Raw genomic sequence first — 16244 nt, 5'->3', positions numbered from 1 at the left:
ACACTCGTTAACATTCGTTAACTTTAAAATATAAGAATACTTCACATCTTTGTAGTGTAACCAAATAAAACTAAAAATTATGAAAAAAATGATCACCATATGCATAGCCTTAATATCATGTATCGGTTTTGCACAATCAAAGAATATAGCATTAAAAGAAAATTACAATTACAATTCACAAGTTAAATTAACCTCTTTATCTTTTGATGTAAATTCTGTAGATGAATTGAAAGATATTGATTGGAAAGAAATTAAGAGTATTTTTGAAACTAATGGTGAAGAAGATGTGATTAAAATGAGTTTTGCCATTAATATGAATAAACAAAAAAGTAAGAACGTGAAAATTGCAGGTAAGTTTTCAGTTGAAGGCAAAACTGAAGATATTGATAGTCTGATTAAAAAATCGAAAAAAGGAATAAAAGGTTTAATTAAAGTATACAATAAATATCAAAATAAATAATTATGAAAGCAATACTAACAGGTTTAATGCTACTTTTTGTAGCTACAATTTCAGCTCAAGATTTTAGTGGTAGAGCTACGTATAAAACTAGTAGAAAATCGACTATTAAATTTGGTAAAAATCAAAAAGGAATAACCGATAAAATGCAAGAGGAGCTTAAGAAAAGAATGCAAAAAATGAATCAGAAAACGTTTATTCTTGAGTTTGATAAAACTACATCTACCTACAAAGAAGACGTGAAATTAGATAACCCAAATCCTCAAGCAAATAGAAGTGGAGTAATGGTAATGTCTTTTGGTGGTTCAGGTAGTACAGATATTTATTATAAAAATATAAAAGATCAAAAGTTTGCAAATAAAACAGCTATTATGGGTAAGCCCTTTTTAGTAAAAGATAAACTTAAGCAATACAATTGGGAGCTTTCTTCTGAAACTAAAAATATTGGAATGTATACTTGTTATAAAGCAACATCTACAGAGGAAGTAGAAAATGTTAAAATAAGTATGATTAATGGTGAATCTAAAGAAACTAAAACTACAGAAACTGTAACAACAACTGCTTGGTATACAACTCAAGTTCCAATAAGTAATGGCCCTAAAAACTACCAAGGTTTACCAGGTTTAATCTTAGAAATTAATGATGGTAAAAATTTAATTGTTTGTACAGAAATTGTGCTTAATCCAGAAAAAACGGTTGTAATAGAAGAACCAACTAAAGGTAAAGTTGTAAGTAAAAAGAAGTTCGATAAAATTCAAAAACAGAAATCAGACGAAATGATGGAGAAGTTTAAGAGCAGAAAGGGAGTAGATTTAGGTAATGGGATTAATATTAAAATGGGAGGTTAAGTGTTAAAGTTTTCCTAATGACTTTAAACTTTTAAGGTTTTTTTAAGTCTTAGCACATATTATACAAGTATTTTTGGTTAAAATTTAAAAAAATAAACATGAAATCATTACTAACACTCTTTTTGGCATTTGTAACAGTTGCAACTTTTGCGCAGAAAGATTTTCAGGGTAAAGCAACCTATATGTCTAAAACTACTATGGATATGAGTAGGTTTGGAGATCAAATGAGCGAGCAACAGAAAAAGCAAATAATGGCTCGTATGAAGAATTTTTTAGAAAAAACTTACACATTAAGTTTTAATAAAAATGAATCATCTTTTAAAGAAGAAGTAAAATTAGATGCTCCAGGAACTTCGGGTCCAAGATGGGGTGCAAGTAATGGTCAAGGTTCTATTTACAAAAACCTTCAAGATCGTGAAATGATTGAAGACGTAGAGCAGTTTAGCAAACGTTTTTTAGTTGTTGAGCCAATGGAGCAACCAAAATGGGAGCTAGGTACAGAAAGCAAAAAGATTGGTCAGTACACAGTATACAAAGCAACAATGACCACTGTAGATACAAAAATTGATTGGGGAGGTATTTTTAGAAGAGGTAGAAGAAACCAGCCAAAAGATTCTACAAAAACGGAAGATAAAGAAGCACCAAAAGTGCTAAATGTTACTGCATGGTATACACCTCAAATTCCTGTAAGTTCAGGTCCTGAATCTTATTGGGGTTTACCTGGTTTAATTTTAGAATTAAATGCAGATAGAACTACAATGTTATGTACAGAGATTGTAATCAATCCGTCTGAACCTGTAGAAATAGAAAAACCTAAAAAGGGTAAAAAAGTTTCTAGAGAAGAGTACAATAAAATTATCAAAGTAAAAACAGAAGAACTTAAAGAGCGTTTCCAAAACAGACGTAGAGGAGGAGGAAGAGGATTTTAAATAAAACTTAAACTCTATCTAACTTAAACACATTTACACATGAAAAAACTACTACTTATCGCCATTTTTATGGTGTCTTGGGCAACTAGTGCCCAAATTAAATTCTCTGGAGTTGTAAAAGATTCTATTGGAGAGCCATTAGAAATGGCAAACGTTATTGCTTTAGATACTGTAGCTAAAAGAATTGCATCATATGGTTTTACAGACTCGAAAGGTGTTTTTAAACTAGACTTAGCTAAAAACACGGTTTACAATATTAAAATTAGTTATGTTGGTTTTAAAGAAATTAGCCAGAACATAAAAACAGGAACTATTGACATGTCTAAAAATTACACAATGTATGAAGACAACATGTTAGAGGGCATAAATATTGTAGCAAAAATGCCGGTAACTGTTAAAGGTGATACCATTATTTACAATGCAGATTCCTTTAAAAATGGTTCAGAAAGAAAACTAAAAGATGTATTAGAAAAACTACCAGGTGTAGAAATTAATGATGCAGGGCAAATAGAAGTAGAAGGTAAAGCCGTAGAAAAAATTATGGTTGATGGTAAAGAGTTTTTTAGTGGAGACACTAAATTAGCTACAGAAAATATACCTTCTAATGCAGTTGATAAAATTCAGGTTTTAAGAAATTATTCGAATGTAAGCCAGTTAAGTGGTGTACAAAATAACCAAGACAGAGTTGCCATAAATATTAAACTAAAAGAAGGTAAAAAGAACTTTTGGTTTGGGGATGTTTCAGCTGGTGGAGGTCAATCTCAAGATGAAACTTTATACTTATTTCAGCCTAAATTATTTTACTATACCCCAAAATATACCATTAATATTATTGGAGATATCAATAATTTGGGTGATGTTGTTATCAGTAGAAGAGATGCTAGAAGTTTTGGAGGTAGTTTCCAAAGTCAGAGTCCTTCTAATGGTACAAATATTAGTTTAGGAGATGCAGGTATTAGCTTTTTAAATGCTGGTGCAAGAAATGCAAACAGAATTGAAACAAAGTTAACCGCTTTAAATTTTAGTTATTCTCCAAATCCAAAATTAGATTTAAGCGGATTTTTAATTTGGTCTGGAAATAGCAATGGACAAAGAAATATTTCTGATATCGATTATGTAGATCCTACAATTCCAGATGAATTTAGAGATACCCAAACAAATCAAACAAGTAACACTGGTTTGTTTAGATTTAGTACAGTATATAAGAAAGATTTTAACAATCAATTAAATTATAACATTTCTGGTCGTTTTTCAAACGAGTTTAGTAATGAAGCTGTAGATTCTAGAGTTTTGAGTGATATATCTCAATATGAGAAAGCAACACCATACACCATAAATCAAGATTTTAGTTATTTCTATACAGCAAGTGAGAAAAGTATTTTTGCCTTAGAAGTAAAACACTTATTGCAAGATGAAGATCCTTTTTATATAGCTTCATTAGAGAATGATCCTAACAATAATGATGATGTGGATAATGATGGTTTTGATGATGCTGCAGAAACTCTAGGTTTAGATAGGTCTAATGCGTTCTATACTTTAGAGCAAGATAGAAGAGTAAAATCGAATCAACTAGATGCAAAATTAGATTATTACTATATTTTAAATCAGAAAAGTAATTTAAACTTTGTAGCTGGTACTATTTTAAGTAAGCAAAATTTTGATTCTCGATTTTTTCAAATTTTAGATAATGGTGCAGAGTTAGATCCTAATCCAACTATTCCAGGTATTGTAGATCCACAAACTACAAATGATACTGAGTATAATTTTACTGATATTTATGCAGGATTAAGATATAGATTAAGAACAGGAATCTTTACAGTTACTCCTGGTTTTACATTACACTCTTACAATTCTAACAACACACAATATGGTTTAGAAACATTTGAAGATAAATTCTTTAAACTATTACCAGAATTTGAAGCAATTGCCCAGTTTAAACAAAGTGAAAGCCTAAGATTTAGTTATAGACAACAGGTTAATTTTACAGATGTGAACCAAATAGCAAGAGGTATTGTTGCCAATAGTTATGATTCTTTCTTTTCTGGAAATGCAGAATTGTTAAATGCTAGTTTTCATAATGTGAGTTTAAATTATAGCAGTTTTAACTTATTCAATAATAGTAATGTTTTTTCTAGAATTAACTATACTAAAACGATGAATCAAGTGAACAGAAATACAATTTTTGAACCAGGTTCAGTAGTTTCTAGTAGTAATTCTATAAACTCGCCATTAGATAATGAAAGTTTTACAGGCCTTTTATTTGCTGGGAAAACATTTGGTAAAATTCAAACACGTTTAGGAGGTACTTATAACTATAGCAAGAGTTACCAGTTTATAAATAATTTAGACAACACAAATATTAACAATAATTACAGTTTTAGTGCTAGAGTAGGTACTAATTTTAGAAAGGCACCAAATGTAACTATACGTTATAATATTGGGTTCAATAATCAAGAAAACAGTGCAAGACCTGATATCATTAAAACAGTAAGACATACCCCATCTATAGATTTTGATGCATATATCTGGAAATCTGTTACGTTAACTTCAGACTTTTCGTACACAGACCAAAGACAAGATGGTGTTTCTACCAACTCATTTAGCTTATGGAATGCTAAATTGGCATACAGAAAAGATAGTGATGCAAAATGGGAGTATGAAATTGTTGGAAACAACCTATTAGCAACTGGTTCAGAAGCATCAGTTAGTCAAAGTGTATTTGCATTTACGTTAAATGAACGTTTTATCTTACCAAGATTTGTCAGTTTTAGAGTGCGTTATCAATTATAACAACCAAAATCTTTAATTGTAAAAATGGCTCAATCTTGAGCCATTTTTTTATTTTAGCCAAATGAGTTTATTAGCATCAAAATCGCCTTTATATGCAACCTTTAAAACATTGGGTTTACTCTATTTGTTTTTTGTGGTAGGTTTATTTTTAGATAGTTTTTACATGGTAAGAATTACTGAAAATGCTCAGTTTTATGCAAATGCTTTAATGCTCATTGTATTTTTTATCACATTTTTTAAAGTAACACCAAGGTTAAAAGAACAAATGATTTCTGCTGTTCTTATTGGTTTTTTTGGAGAGTATTTGTTTTCTGTTTTATTGGGTATGTATACATATAGGTTAGAAAATGTTCCTCATTATATTCCTTTTGGTCATGCTTTTGTATACATAGCAGTTTTGTGTTTTTCAAAAGCAGCCTCAATAAAAGTTAGAAGAAAACAAATTGAAACTTTTTTAATAATAGCCATAAGTATTTACGCAACATTATTTTTAATATTTAAGAATGATGTTTTTGGTTTTGTAATGACAGTTGCAACATTATTAATTCTGAGAAATAAATCAAAAGAGCGACTTTTTTATCTTACTATGTATGCATCTGTTGTGGTTTTAGAGTTGGTAGGTACTTACTATAAATGTTGGTTTTGGCCAACAACTGCCTGGAATGTAGTGCCGTTTTTGCCAAGTGCAAATCCGCCAAGTGGTATTAGTTTGTTTTATTTTTTATTAGATTTAGGTACGCTTTGGTTGTATAAACAAAGGCACAGAGAAGCTTGGCAAAGAATGAAAAATATTCGTAAAATAAAAGCAATTGCCAAAAACTAAAGTCTATTATCTTTCGTTTACAATTTAGTGGTTACAAAACTTAACACATGTCTATACAAATAACATCGGTTTCTAAACTTTATAAAGATCAAAAAGCGTTAAATGATATTTCTTTTTCAGCGAAAAAGGGTCAAATCATTGGGTTTTTAGGTCCTAATGGAGCTGGAAAATCAACAATGATGAAAATCTTAACAGGATTTATTAAACCAAATTCTGGTACTGTTCTGGTTGATGAAATTGATGTGCTAGAAAAGCCTATAGAAAGTCAGAAAAATATAGGTTACTTGCCAGAACATAATCCTTTATATGCAGAAATGTATGTAAGAGAATATTTACAATTTAGAGCACAAATATATAAAGTTGATAAAAGCCAAATTGAAAGTTGCATAGAAAAAGTAGGTTTAACAGCAGAGGCTCACAAAAAAATAAATCAACTTTCTAAAGGATATCAACAAAGAGTGGGCATTGCAGCTGCTATTTTGCATAATCCATCAGTACTAATTTTAGATGAGCCAACTACTGGTTTAGATCCAAACCAATTGGTAGAAATTAGAGCATTAATCAAAGAATTGGGTAAAGAAAAAACAGTTCTATTATCTACACATATTATGCAAGAAGTAGAAGCTGTTTGCGATAAAGTGGTTATCATTAAGAAGGGTGAAATATTGCTGGAAGAAGATTTAAAAAATTTAAATCAAAAAAAGCAACAAATCATAGAAGTTACATTTAGCACTATATTAGACAAACAATTATTTAGCCAATTAACTCATTTAAGTACTTCAAAAAAGGTAAACGATACAACTTGGCAATTATCTTTTTCATCGGAAGAAGATATGCGACCTAAAGTGTTCGATTTTGCTAAACAACACGATTTGCAAATACTAGAATTGAGTTCCAAGAACAAAAATTTAGAAACACTTTTTAGAGAAGTTACAGCTTAATTAAGCTTATAATTAATTTGCTGCTTGTCTAAGGTTGCCAAAAGTTCAGAAGAAATTTTAATTTTAGTATTTCTGCTTGGTAAACTCAATTCAATCTTTTCTTTAGCGTCCCAAATTGTAAAATTTAAACTTTGTGTACCATTCACATTTCTTAAAATACTTTCCAAATTTAAAATGCGTTCTTCACTAAGTTCATCTACAGACATTTTAATGGTAATCTTTTTACACAAAGTATCCATAATATCATGAAGCAATTTAAACTCTGTAAACTTAATTCTTGGTTCACCTTGTACGCCATCTTTGTTGGTCCAACCAGCTTGAATTGTTGCACGCACAAATAAGAAAGAATTAGGAACTAGAAAATGCTTAAACTTTAAGTAATCTTCTCCGAAAACACGAAATTCATTACTATCACCATAATCCTCAATAAAGAATGAAGCCCAACCTTTACCTGCTTTAGATACTCTGTGTTGTACTTCTGTTATAATACCTGCAAAAGATAAGTTCATACCAACGTATTTGTTCAAATCGCCTTTAAAATATTTTAAAGAGGCGTTACAGAATATCATTTCATTTTTAAAATCATCTAAAGGATGTGCAGAAATGTAAATTCCGATTACTTCTTTCTCTTGTGATAAAAGTTCCATGGTTCCCCAAGTTTCACACTCAGGAATATCTGGTTCAGGAAATTGGACAGTAGAGGTTTCACCAAACATAGAAACTTGAGCTGAATTTTCATTTTCTTGGTACTTACTACCAAATTTCATTGCTCTTTCTAAGAAGGTAATTCCTTTTTCATCGGTAGCAAAATATTGAGCTCTATGTGTGTCTGAAAAAGAATCAAAAGCACCTGCTTTTATTAAACTATCAAAAGATTTTTTATTGGCAGCTCTTAAATCTACACGTTTTGCTAAATCAAAAATAGAGGAGTAATTTCCGTTTTCTTTACGCTCAGCAATTATTGCTCTTACAGCTGCAGCACCAACACCTTTTACAGCTGCCATTCCAAAACGAACAGCACCTTCTTGATTTACAGAAAATTTTAAATAAGATTCATTAATATCTGGTCCTAGAACCTCTAACCCCATACGTTTACACTCTTCCATAAAGAAGGAAACAGCTTTAATATCTTTCATGTTGTTAGAAAGTACAGAAGCCATATATTCTGCAGGATAATGTGCTTTTAAATATGCAGTTTGATAAGCAATCCAAGCATAACAAGTAGAGTGAGATTTATTGAAGGCATAACTTGCAAAGGCTTCCCAATCTTTCCAGATTTTTTCTAGCTTTTCTTCATCATGACCATTTTTACCTGCCTGCTCAATGAATTTTGGTTTCATTTTATCAAGTACAGCAATTTGCTTTTTACCCATGGCTTTACGTAAAACATCGGCTTCACCTTTCGTAAAATCTGCCAGTTTTTGCGAGAGTAACATTACTTGCTCTTGGTAAACTGTAATTCCGTAAGTTTCTGCCAAATACTCTTCCATTGCTGGTAAATCGTACTCAATATCTTCTGTTCCGTGTTTTCTGTTGATAAAACTCGGAATGTATTCCATTGGTCCAGGTCTGTACAATGCATTCATTGCAATTAAATCTGCAAAAACAGTTGGCTTTAATGAACGCATGTGTTTTTGCATTCCTGGAGATTCATATTGAAAAATACCTACTGTTTCTCCTCTTTGGAATAACTCGTATGTTTTTTCATCATCTAAAGGAAAGTTCTCTGGATCTAATTCTACACCGTGTTTTGCTTTTACAATTTTTACGGTGTCTTTAATTAATGTTAGTGTCTTTAACCCTAAGAAGTCCATTTTTAACAAACCTGCAGATTCTACTACAGAGTTGTCAAATTGGGTTACATACATATCTGAATCTTTAGCCAAAGCAACAGGAACGTAATTTGTAATATCACCAGGTGTAATAATTACACCACAAGCATGAATACCTGTATTTCTTACAGAACCTTCTAAAATTGTAGCTTTATTTATAGTTTCTGAAACTAAATCAGAACCAGAAGACATGGTTCTTAATTCTTCTACTAATTGTTTTTCTTCTGCACGTAAACCATCTACTTTACCCTTACTTTTAGGGTCATCACCAAATATATTTTTAAGTTTTATTCCTGGAATTAATTTGGCAATTCTATCAGCTTCAAATAGTGGTAAATCTAAAACTCTGGCTGTATCTCTAATCGAAGATTTTGCAGCCATTGTTCCGTAAGTTATAATTTGCGCAACTTGGTTGGCACCATATTTATCAATTACATAATCCATTACACGTCCTCGACCTTCATCATCAAAATCGATATCGATATCTGGCATAGAAACACGTTCAGGATTTAAGAAACGCTCAAAAAGTAAATCGTATTTAATAGGATCAATATTGGTAATCCAAAGACAATAAGCAACTACAGAACCAGCTGCAGAACCACGACCTGGGCCTACTGCAACATCCATTTTTCTGGCTTCGCGAATAAAATCTTCAACAATTAAAAAGTAACCAGGATAACCTGTTTTTTCGATTACTTCTAATTCAAAATCTAAACGTTCTTTAATTTCTGGCGTTATTTCTCCATAACGTATTTTAGCACCTTCAAAAGTTAGGTGTTTCAAAAAATTGTTTTCACCACGTTTTCCTCCATCTTCAATATCTCTTGCATCTTTAAATTCTTCAGGAATATCAAAAGCAGGCAAAAGTACATCTCTTGCTAATGTGAATATTTCAATTTTATCTACAATTTCTTGAATATTGATAATAGCCTCAGGCAAATCTGCAAAAAGCGTTTTCATTTCATCTGAAGACTTGAAATAGTATTCTTCATTAGGCAAACCATATCTGTAACCACGACCTTTACCTTTTGGTGTAGCTTGCTTTTCGCCATCTTTTACACACAGTAAAATGTCGTGTGCATTAGCATCTTTTTTCTCTAAATAGAAAGTATTGTTCGTAGCAACAATTTTAATATCATGATTTTTAGAGAATTTTAATAAAGTTTCGTTTACTATATTTTCATCTTGTTGATTATGACGCATCAACTCAATGTAAAAGTCATCTTGAAATTGCTCTTTCCACCAAAGTAAGGCTTCTTCAGCTTGTTTTTCTCCAAGATTTAAAATCTTACTTGGTACTTCTCCATATAAATTACCAGTTAACACAATGATATCATCTTTGTATTTTTTAATGATTTCTTTGTCAATTCTTGGTACGTAGTAAAATCCATCAACAAAAGCAATCGAAGACATTTTTGCTAAATTGTGATAACCATTTTTGTTTTTGGCTAGTAATACAACTTGATAACCATTGTCTTTTTGAGATTTATTTTTATGATCTTCACAAATATTGAACTCACAACCAATTATTGGTTTCATTGGTGTTTCTGCAGTTTTGTTATGGTTTAATACTGCACTCACAAAATGGAAGGAAGCCATCATGTTTGCAGTATCTGTCATTGCAACTGCAGGCATATTGTCTTTAGCTGCTGCTTTTACAATGTTACCAATTTGCATGGTAGATTGTAGCACAGAAAACTGAGTATGATTGTGTAAATGCGCAAATTGAACGTCTTTTAATTCTGCTAAACCTTCTGACGTAGATCTGGTTTCTTCAGTATCTTTTAGCTTTTCTAAACGCTTACGTATTTTATCGCTCTCTTTTTTAAGGTTGATGTGTTTTAAACCAATTAATTGAATTGGTTTAGGATTCTCTTCTGAAAAGTTCTTAAAATATTCTTGATCTACATCTAGCTCTTCTTTGGTAAACTCTCTAATTCGAATTAGTTCTAAGAAACAGCGAGTTGTAGCTTCAACATCTGCTGTTGCATTGTGAGCTTCAGCAAAATCGATTCCAAATAAATGCTTGTGTAATTCTGTAAGTGTGGGTAGTTTAAATTTACCTCCTCTACCACCAGGAATTTGACATAAAAGGGCTGTTTTTTCTGTACAAGTATCTAAAACTGGTAATTGATTAAGATTTGTTTCTGTAGCTAGTCTGTGAAATTCACAGCCCATAATATTTAAATCGAACTCTACATTTTGACCAACAACAAATTTTGTTTTTTGTAAAACTTCGTTAAATAAAGCCAAGCCTTCTTCTAATGTAATACCTTCTTGTTGGGCTAGCTCAGTAGAAATACCATGAATTCTTTCTGCATCATAAGGAATGTTAAATCCTTCAGGTTGAATTAAAAAATCATTGTGTTCTATAACTCTACCCATTTCATCATGCAATTGCCAGGCAATTTGTATGCATCTTGGCCAATTGTCTGTGTCTGTAATTGGGGCATTCCAGCTTTTTGGTAAACCTGTAGTTTCAGTATCAAAAATTAAGTACATAGAAGATTTTGTCTGATAAATTTGGAAGGTTAAAAGTACAAAATCAACACAGATTTAGAACTAATAAGTTGTCTAGACTTATCAACAAAAAAAGTCAACCCAATTAAGGATTGACTTTCTTAAACTAATTCAAATAATTTATTTTTATGCTAACTCTTCTTCTACCATTAATGAGTTAATTGCAGACTGAATTTTAATTTTCTGTCTATCTAACAATTTCTCTGTACTTGGTGCAAATTCGTTGTCTTTTAATATTTCGGAATATTCATCAAAACTAGCTTTTTCACCCCTAAGAGCTTCTTCTAAAATAGCTTCTTCATCGTTTGATGTGAATAAAGACTTTAAAGACATCCAGTTTCTGTGCATGGCTCCTGTAAAGGTTCCATTATCTTCTGGAATTTGCCCATAAGATAAAATCTCTGTTCTTAAATTTTTTGCAAACTCACTTCTTTCAGATGCTCTATTTTTAAAAAAGATTTTTAGTCTTGTACTATCTACATTTTCAGCAGCATTTAAATATCCTTTTTCGGCATCATAATTCTTCTCTAACAATTCATTTAATTGATTCGAAACTTTTTCACTATACTTCATAATATCATTTTCATTTTAAATTTCAACAATTTATTTTAAGATGCTTATTGTTTAACATCTGATACAAAAGTAATTAAGATTCAAACCCTACATTTGTTCAAACGAATTGATTGTTAACTCAATCGCTATTTTTATATTTTTTTAATAAATACTGATACTGAATATTTTATAGTTCTTTTTATTAGTTTTTATTAAAAAGAAAATTGTAAATTTGCGCTCGCTTATTACGAGATAATAAGAGTTTTAATAACCAAGGTCGAGAACCTTAAAAAATTAATAAGTATGCCAGTAAAGATTAGATTACAAAGACATGGTAAAAAAGGCAAGCCATTTTATTGGATTGTTGCTGCAGATGCACGTGCAAAGAGAGATGGGCGCTATTTAGAAAAAATAGGTACCTACAACCCAAATGTAAACCCAGCTGAAATTAACTTAGATGTTGATGGTGCTGTAAAATGGTTACAAAATGGTGCTCAGCCAACTGATACTGCAAAAGCAATTTTATCTTACAAAGGAGCTATGCTAAAAAATCATTTAGTAGGTGGTGTAAGAAAAGGAGCTTTAACTGAAGAGCAAGCAGAAGAGAAATTTAATGCTTGGTTAGCAGAGAAAGAAGGTAAAGTTTCTTCTAAAGAAGAAAAATTAGCAAAAGCTGAAGCAGATGCTAAAGCAAAAGCTTTAGAAGCTGAAAAGGCTGTAAATGAAGCTAGAATTGCTGCAAACTTACCAGAAGTAGAAGAATCTGGTGATGCTACTGAAGAAGTAGAAGCATTAGAAGTTGCTGCTGAAGAAGGAGCTGCTGCTGCAGATTCTGAAGTTGCAGAAGAAGAAAAATCAGCTGAGTAAAACTTTTATACGATATGCGTAAAGAAGAGTGTTTTTACTTAGGCAGAATCGTAAGAAAATATAGTTTTAAGGGTGAAGTTGTTATCAAATTAGATACAGACGAACCTGAGTTGTATAAAAATATGGAATCAGTTTATGTCGAGTTTGGCAGTAATCTGGTTCCATTTTTTATTGAAAAAAGTTCACTACACAAAGGAAATCAATTGCGAGTTCAGTTTGAAGATGTTTATTCTGAAGAAGAAGCAGATTCTATTTTAAAATGTGGTATTTATTTGCCTTTGGATTTGTTACCTAAATTATCTGGAGATAAATTTTATTTTCACGAAGTAATTGGTTTTAAAGTTATGGATGCCAATTATGGTGAAGTTGGTTCTATTGTGCATATTAATGATAAGGCTGCACAACCATTGTTTGAAATAGATAGTAATGGAAAAGAGGTCTTTATACCTATGATAGATGATTTCATCAAAAAAGTAGACAGAGCAAACAAGACTATTGAAGTCGAAACTCCAGAAGGCTTAATAGAATTGTACTTAAATAGTTAGAAAGCTATTTGCTTTTAAGGAATATCAAAACTAAAGTTTACTCTCGCAAATTCATTTGCATTACCATTGCTAGCTCTCTCTAACAATAATTCACCTTCTACAAATACTTGTACTTTTAATTCAGAGGTGCTAAAGTTATTTCTAAAAGCTTCACCATCTAAAAAATCGTATTTATAGTTATCAAAAATTAGTTTTAAAGGTAAAGGGTTACCATCTGTATCGTATTTAAATACGTAAGCTTCTGCAACATCTGTAGCCAAATCAATATCATAATAAGTAATCATAGCCTCATCATAATTAGGTTCAGTTGTTGTAAATATAATTTCAATATCGTTTGTAGTTGCTTCTTCTTGAGCAGCAATATCAGCAGCAGTTAATTCATCACAAGTACAACTGCAAGAATATAAAATGGCTAACATAAAAACGGCTACTATTTTCTTCATAATTGTGATGTTTACTTTTATAAAAATTTAATTTTAATACTACAATATTAGTTAATTTTGCGCTAACTAAAAACTTACAGTTATTAAACCTTTTAAATTTAAACAATTTACAATTCACCAAGACAAGACTGCTATGAAAGTGGGCACAGATGGTGTGCTTCTTGGAGCTTGGTGTACCATTAAAGATGATGTAGATTCTATACTCGATATTGGCTCTGGTACAGGAATTCTCGGTTTAATGATGGCTCAACGTTCTGAAGCATTTACAATTGACGCTGTAGAAATGGATGAAGCTGCATACGAACAAACCGTAGAGAATTTTGAAGGTTCAGATTGGGGAGACCGATTGTTTTGTTATCACTCTAACTTTATAGATTTTGCAGATGAAATTGCAGAAGAAGAGGAAAGCTATGATCTCGTAATTTCTAACCCTCCTTTTTATTCTGATGAATTTGAAACGGAGAATGATTCTAGAAATAAAGCAAGATTTACCTCATCATTATCTTTTAATGATTTATTAAAAAATGTTGCCAAAATTTTAAGTGATGATGGCCAATTTTCAACCATAATACCAAGAAAAGAAGAAGCAATGTTTATTGATTTGGCAAAGAGATATGACTTATATGTTAATCGAATTTGTCATGTTAGAGGCAATGAAAGCTCAGAGGTCAAAAGGAGTTTACTTGAGTTTTCTTTTCAAGAGAAAGATGTAGATTATCAAGAATTAACAATTGAAACAGAAAGACATAAATATACAGAGCCTTACATTGCCTTAACCAAAGCGTTTTATTTAAAAATGTAATTATCCTCTTACATGATTAGGATTGTACCCTAAATAAGGCACTTCCTTTTCTTTAAAAGCAATTCCATAAGTTTCTAGTTCTTTTAAAATTGGGTCATAGACTTCTTTAGAAAGTGGTAGTTGAACTCCAGGTGTTTTTATTTCTCCTTTTAAAATTTTTAGTGCTGCAATTGCAACAGGTAATCCAACAGTTTTAGCCATTGCTGTATAAGTTTGATTTTCTCCTTTTACTACCAAACTACTTTCTAATTGTTTTTTCTCTCCATTTTTTTCAAAACCAAATAAATGCTGCATTACAATCATGTCTTTGTCCTCGCTTTTTAAAGTCCATGAATCTTCTAATATTTTTTGAAGAATTTGTGCAGGAGTAGCATTTTTTAGTTTTATTTTTTTATTCGGATTAAAAAGGTCTAGTTCTAGCAATTTTTCCCACATAATATCATCTTGATCAATCTTTAAATAAGAACGTAATTTTAATTCTACAGAATCTGAGGGTGAGTAAGCTAAAAATAAGTTGACAAAATCACGATAACTCATATTTTCAGAATCCTCAATTTGATAGGAATCATCTGTCATGCCCAACTGTACAAAAATATTCCAAGCCCTAGAAAAACCAATTCTTCTAATGGTACCCCTATACATTGTTGGTATGTTGTCTAAACCGTAAACGCTTCTATATTTTAACGAGTCTCTATTTGCATAAGCCTCATACCTCTCATCTTCTATTTTTAAAAACTCTGTTCTTCGAAATAATCTATGGTAAGGAATGTATTTATATGTGCTTTCTTGAATAAACATGGCAGCTCCTCCTTGGCCAGCCAAAACCACATTTCTAGGATTCCAAGTAAATTTATAATTCCATAAATTAGTATCACTTTCAGGGGCAACCAATCCACCACAGAAAGATTCAAAAAGCAACATATTCCCATTTTGCTCTCTGATAGAATCGATAACTTTCATTGCACTCATATGATCAAGACCTGGGTCTAAACCAATTTCATTCATAAAGATGAGGTTGTTCTTAATTACATCAGCATTTAAACTTTGCATCTCTTTAGAAATGTAGGATGCAGTTACCATATGTTTTTTGTAAAAAACACAATCTTTGGCCACTTCTATATGAAATCTTGCAGGTAACATAGAAATTACCAAATTCGATTTTTTAATTTCAGCTTTTCTTTGCTGATCATTAAATACGTCAAATTCTAAGACTGCTGTATTTTTATAATTATTAACTAATTCAGACGCATTTTTAATATCTAGATCTCCAATAGTTAGAAAGAGATTTTCTTCTTCAGCTTTATCTAATAAGTACTTTATTAAAGAAGAACTCGATTTACCGGCACCAATAATTAGAATATTTTTCATGAAATAAAACGTATTTTTGATCTAGAAACGAAGATACTATAATCGTTTAAAATTTAACAAAAACATAAATAAATGTTTAAAAATTTAATTTTTACTGCTATTTTAGGAATGTCAGCAGTAATTTTAGGTGCTTTTGGAGCACATGCTTTAAAAGATGCTTTATCGCCTGAAGCTTTACAAAGTTTTGAAACTGCTGTTGGTTACCAAATGTATCATGTGTTAGTACTACTATTTATAAATATATATGAAGGATTTACAGATAAACAAAAAAATACCATAAGTTATCTTTTATTTTTAGGCATCCTTTTCTTTTCTGGTTCTATCTATTGCATTCAATTAACCTCTATCACAGCAAAATCTATTTGGTTTGTTACACCTTTAGGAGGGTTGTTTTTTATAATAGCTTGGCTTTCAATGATTGTAATATTCGTAAAAAAAACAAGGAACAATTAAATAATTCATAAATCTTTTCTGATAATCACGTTGTTTTAAAATATTCATTAGTTTTGTTACTTATAAAATCAAAA

At 31.0% G+C, this 16244-nt stretch carries 14 protein-coding genes; 10 read left to right on the top strand and 4 right to left on the bottom strand.

Annotated features, from left to right (window positions below; all coding sequences use genetic code 11):
* The first annotated feature begins 79 nt into the window (after positions 1 to 79).
* From V7R38_RS01675 to gldA, 6 genes are all read left to right on the top strand, one after another.
* Complete coding sequence (locus tag V7R38_RS01675) at positions 80 to 460, top strand: hypothetical protein (RefSeq protein WP_334055785.1); 381 nt, start codon at positions 80 to 82, stop codon at positions 458 to 460.
* A gap of 2 nt (positions 461 to 462) precedes the next feature.
* Positions 463 to 1305 carry a GLPGLI family protein gene (locus V7R38_RS01670; RefSeq protein WP_334055784.1) on the top strand — a complete coding sequence of 281 codons (843 nt, stop codon included), beginning with the start codon at positions 463 to 465 and terminating at the stop codon, positions 1303 to 1305.
* 98 nt (positions 1306 to 1403) lie between these two features.
* Positions 1404 to 2234 carry a GLPGLI family protein gene (locus tag V7R38_RS01665; protein WP_334055783.1) on the top strand — a complete coding sequence of 277 codons (831 nt, stop codon included), beginning with the start codon at positions 1404 to 1406 and terminating at the stop codon, positions 2232 to 2234.
* Between the two features lie 39 nt (positions 2235 to 2273).
* The gene (locus tag V7R38_RS01660; protein ID WP_334055782.1) at positions 2274 to 5024 is read left to right on the top strand and encodes a carboxypeptidase-like regulatory domain-containing protein; all 2751 of its coding nucleotides are present in this window, start codon (positions 2274 to 2276) and stop codon (positions 5022 to 5024) included.
* A 61-nt stretch (positions 5025 to 5085) separates the two neighbouring features.
* Positions 5086 to 5847 carry a hypothetical protein gene (locus V7R38_RS01655; protein ID WP_334055781.1) on the top strand — a complete coding sequence of 254 codons (762 nt, stop codon included), beginning with the start codon at positions 5086 to 5088 and terminating at the stop codon, positions 5845 to 5847.
* Positions 5848 to 5894: 47 nt separating this feature from the next.
* Positions 5895 to 6788, top strand: a complete 894-nt coding sequence (gene gldA / locus V7R38_RS01650; RefSeq protein ID WP_334055780.1) for a gliding motility-associated ABC transporter ATP-binding subunit GldA — start codon at positions 5895 to 5897, stop codon at positions 6786 to 6788.
* Here the strand turns inward: gldA and dnaE are convergent.
* Complete coding sequence (gene dnaE / locus V7R38_RS01645) at positions 6785 to 11122, bottom strand: DNA polymerase III subunit alpha (RefSeq protein WP_334055779.1); 4338 nt, start codon at positions 11120 to 11122, stop codon at positions 6785 to 6787. The genes gldA and dnaE overlap by 4 nt on opposite strands.
* A gap of 144 nt (positions 11123 to 11266) precedes the next feature.
* On the bottom strand, positions 11267 to 11713 hold the full coding sequence (locus V7R38_RS01640) for a ferritin-like domain-containing protein (RefSeq protein ID WP_334055778.1): 447 nt from the start codon (positions 11711 to 11713) through the stop codon (positions 11267 to 11269).
* Positions 11714 to 11995: 282 nt separating this feature from the next.
* On the opposite strand from V7R38_RS01640, the gene V7R38_RS01635 reads away from it, so the two are divergent.
* Positions 11996 to 12559, top strand: coding sequence for a 30S ribosomal protein S16 (locus tag V7R38_RS01635; protein WP_334055777.1), 564 nt, complete (start codon positions 11996 to 11998; stop codon positions 12557 to 12559).
* Positions 12560 to 12573: 14 nt separating this feature from the next.
* The gene (gene rimM, locus V7R38_RS01630) at positions 12574 to 13104 is read left to right on the top strand and encodes a ribosome maturation factor RimM (protein WP_334055776.1); all 531 of its coding nucleotides are present in this window, start codon (positions 12574 to 12576) and stop codon (positions 13102 to 13104) included.
* A gap of 14 nt (positions 13105 to 13118) precedes the next feature.
* Here the strand turns inward: rimM and V7R38_RS01625 are convergent, their stop codons facing one another.
* The gene (locus V7R38_RS01625; protein ID WP_015482091.1) at positions 13119 to 13547 is read right to left on the bottom strand and encodes a hypothetical protein; all 429 of its coding nucleotides are present in this window, start codon (positions 13545 to 13547) and stop codon (positions 13119 to 13121) included.
* A 133-nt stretch (positions 13548 to 13680) separates the two neighbouring features.
* Between V7R38_RS01625 and V7R38_RS01620 the strand changes: the two genes are divergently transcribed.
* A complete protein-coding gene (locus tag V7R38_RS01620; RefSeq protein ID WP_334055775.1) occupies positions 13681 to 14349 on the top strand; it encodes a tRNA1(Val) (adenine(37)-N6)-methyltransferase in 669 nt (222 codons plus the stop codon).
* On the opposite strand, the gene V7R38_RS01615 is transcribed toward V7R38_RS01620, so the two are convergent.
* Positions 14350 to 15717 carry a saccharopine dehydrogenase family protein gene (locus V7R38_RS01615; RefSeq protein ID WP_334055774.1) on the bottom strand — a complete coding sequence of 456 codons (1368 nt, stop codon included), beginning with the start codon at positions 15715 to 15717 and terminating at the stop codon, positions 14350 to 14352.
* Positions 15718 to 15789: 72 nt separating this feature from the next.
* Between V7R38_RS01615 and V7R38_RS01610 the strand changes: the two genes are divergently transcribed.
* Positions 15790 to 16170: a DUF423 domain-containing protein gene (locus V7R38_RS01610; protein WP_334055773.1), complete on the top strand. Its 381-nt coding sequence runs from the start codon at positions 15790 to 15792 to the stop codon at positions 16168 to 16170.
* Positions 16171 to 16244 lie beyond the last annotated feature (74 nt).

The sequence above is a fragment of the Polaribacter sp. P097 genome, from assembly GCF_036864555.1.
In the GTDB taxonomy this organism is placed as follows: Bacteria; Bacteroidota; Bacteroidia; order Flavobacteriales; family Flavobacteriaceae; genus Polaribacter.
This window is presented reverse-complemented; position numbering and strand designations above follow the sequence as displayed.

What these genes read in the sequence shown, in the direction of transcription:
- V7R38_RS01675 (WP_334055785.1), top strand. Translation starts at nt 80, where the DNA reads ATGAAAAAAATGATCACCATATGCATAGCCTTAATATCATGTATCGGT.
- V7R38_RS01670 (WP_334055784.1), top strand. Translation starts at nt 463, where the DNA reads ATGAAAGCAATACTAACAGGTTTAATGCTACTTTTTGTAGCTACAATT.
- V7R38_RS01665 (WP_334055783.1), top strand. Translation starts at nt 1,404, where the DNA reads ATGAAATCATTACTAACACTCTTTTTGGCATTTGTAACAGTTGCAACT.
- V7R38_RS01660 (WP_334055782.1), top strand. Translation starts at nt 2,274, where the DNA reads ATGAAAAAACTACTACTTATCGCCATTTTTATGGTGTCTTGGGCAACT.
- V7R38_RS01655 (WP_334055781.1), top strand. Translation starts at nt 5,086, where the DNA reads ATGAGTTTATTAGCATCAAAATCGCCTTTATATGCAACCTTTAAAACA.
- gldA (WP_334055780.1), top strand. Translation starts at nt 5,895, where the DNA reads ATGTCTATACAAATAACATCGGTTTCTAAACTTTATAAAGATCAAAAA.
- dnaE (WP_334055779.1), bottom strand. Translation starts at nt 11,122, where the DNA reads ATGTACTTAATTTTTGATACTGAAACTACAGGTTTACCAAAAAGCTGG.
- V7R38_RS01640 (WP_334055778.1), bottom strand. Translation starts at nt 11,713, where the DNA reads ATGAAGTATAGTGAAAAAGTTTCGAATCAATTAAATGAATTGTTAGAG.
- V7R38_RS01635 (WP_334055777.1), top strand. Translation starts at nt 11,996, where the DNA reads ATGCCAGTAAAGATTAGATTACAAAGACATGGTAAAAAAGGCAAGCCA.
- rimM (WP_334055776.1), top strand. Translation starts at nt 12,574, where the DNA reads ATGCGTAAAGAAGAGTGTTTTTACTTAGGCAGAATCGTAAGAAAATAT.
- V7R38_RS01625 (WP_015482091.1), bottom strand. Translation starts at nt 13,547, where the DNA reads ATGAAGAAAATAGTAGCCGTTTTTATGTTAGCCATTTTATATTCTTGC.
- V7R38_RS01620 (WP_334055775.1), top strand. Translation starts at nt 13,681, where the DNA reads ATGAAAGTGGGCACAGATGGTGTGCTTCTTGGAGCTTGGTGTACCATT.
- V7R38_RS01615 (WP_334055774.1), bottom strand. Translation starts at nt 15,717, where the DNA reads ATGAAAAATATTCTAATTATTGGTGCCGGTAAATCGAGTTCTTCTTTA.
- V7R38_RS01610 (WP_334055773.1), top strand. Translation starts at nt 15,790, where the DNA reads ATGTTTAAAAATTTAATTTTTACTGCTATTTTAGGAATGTCAGCAGTA.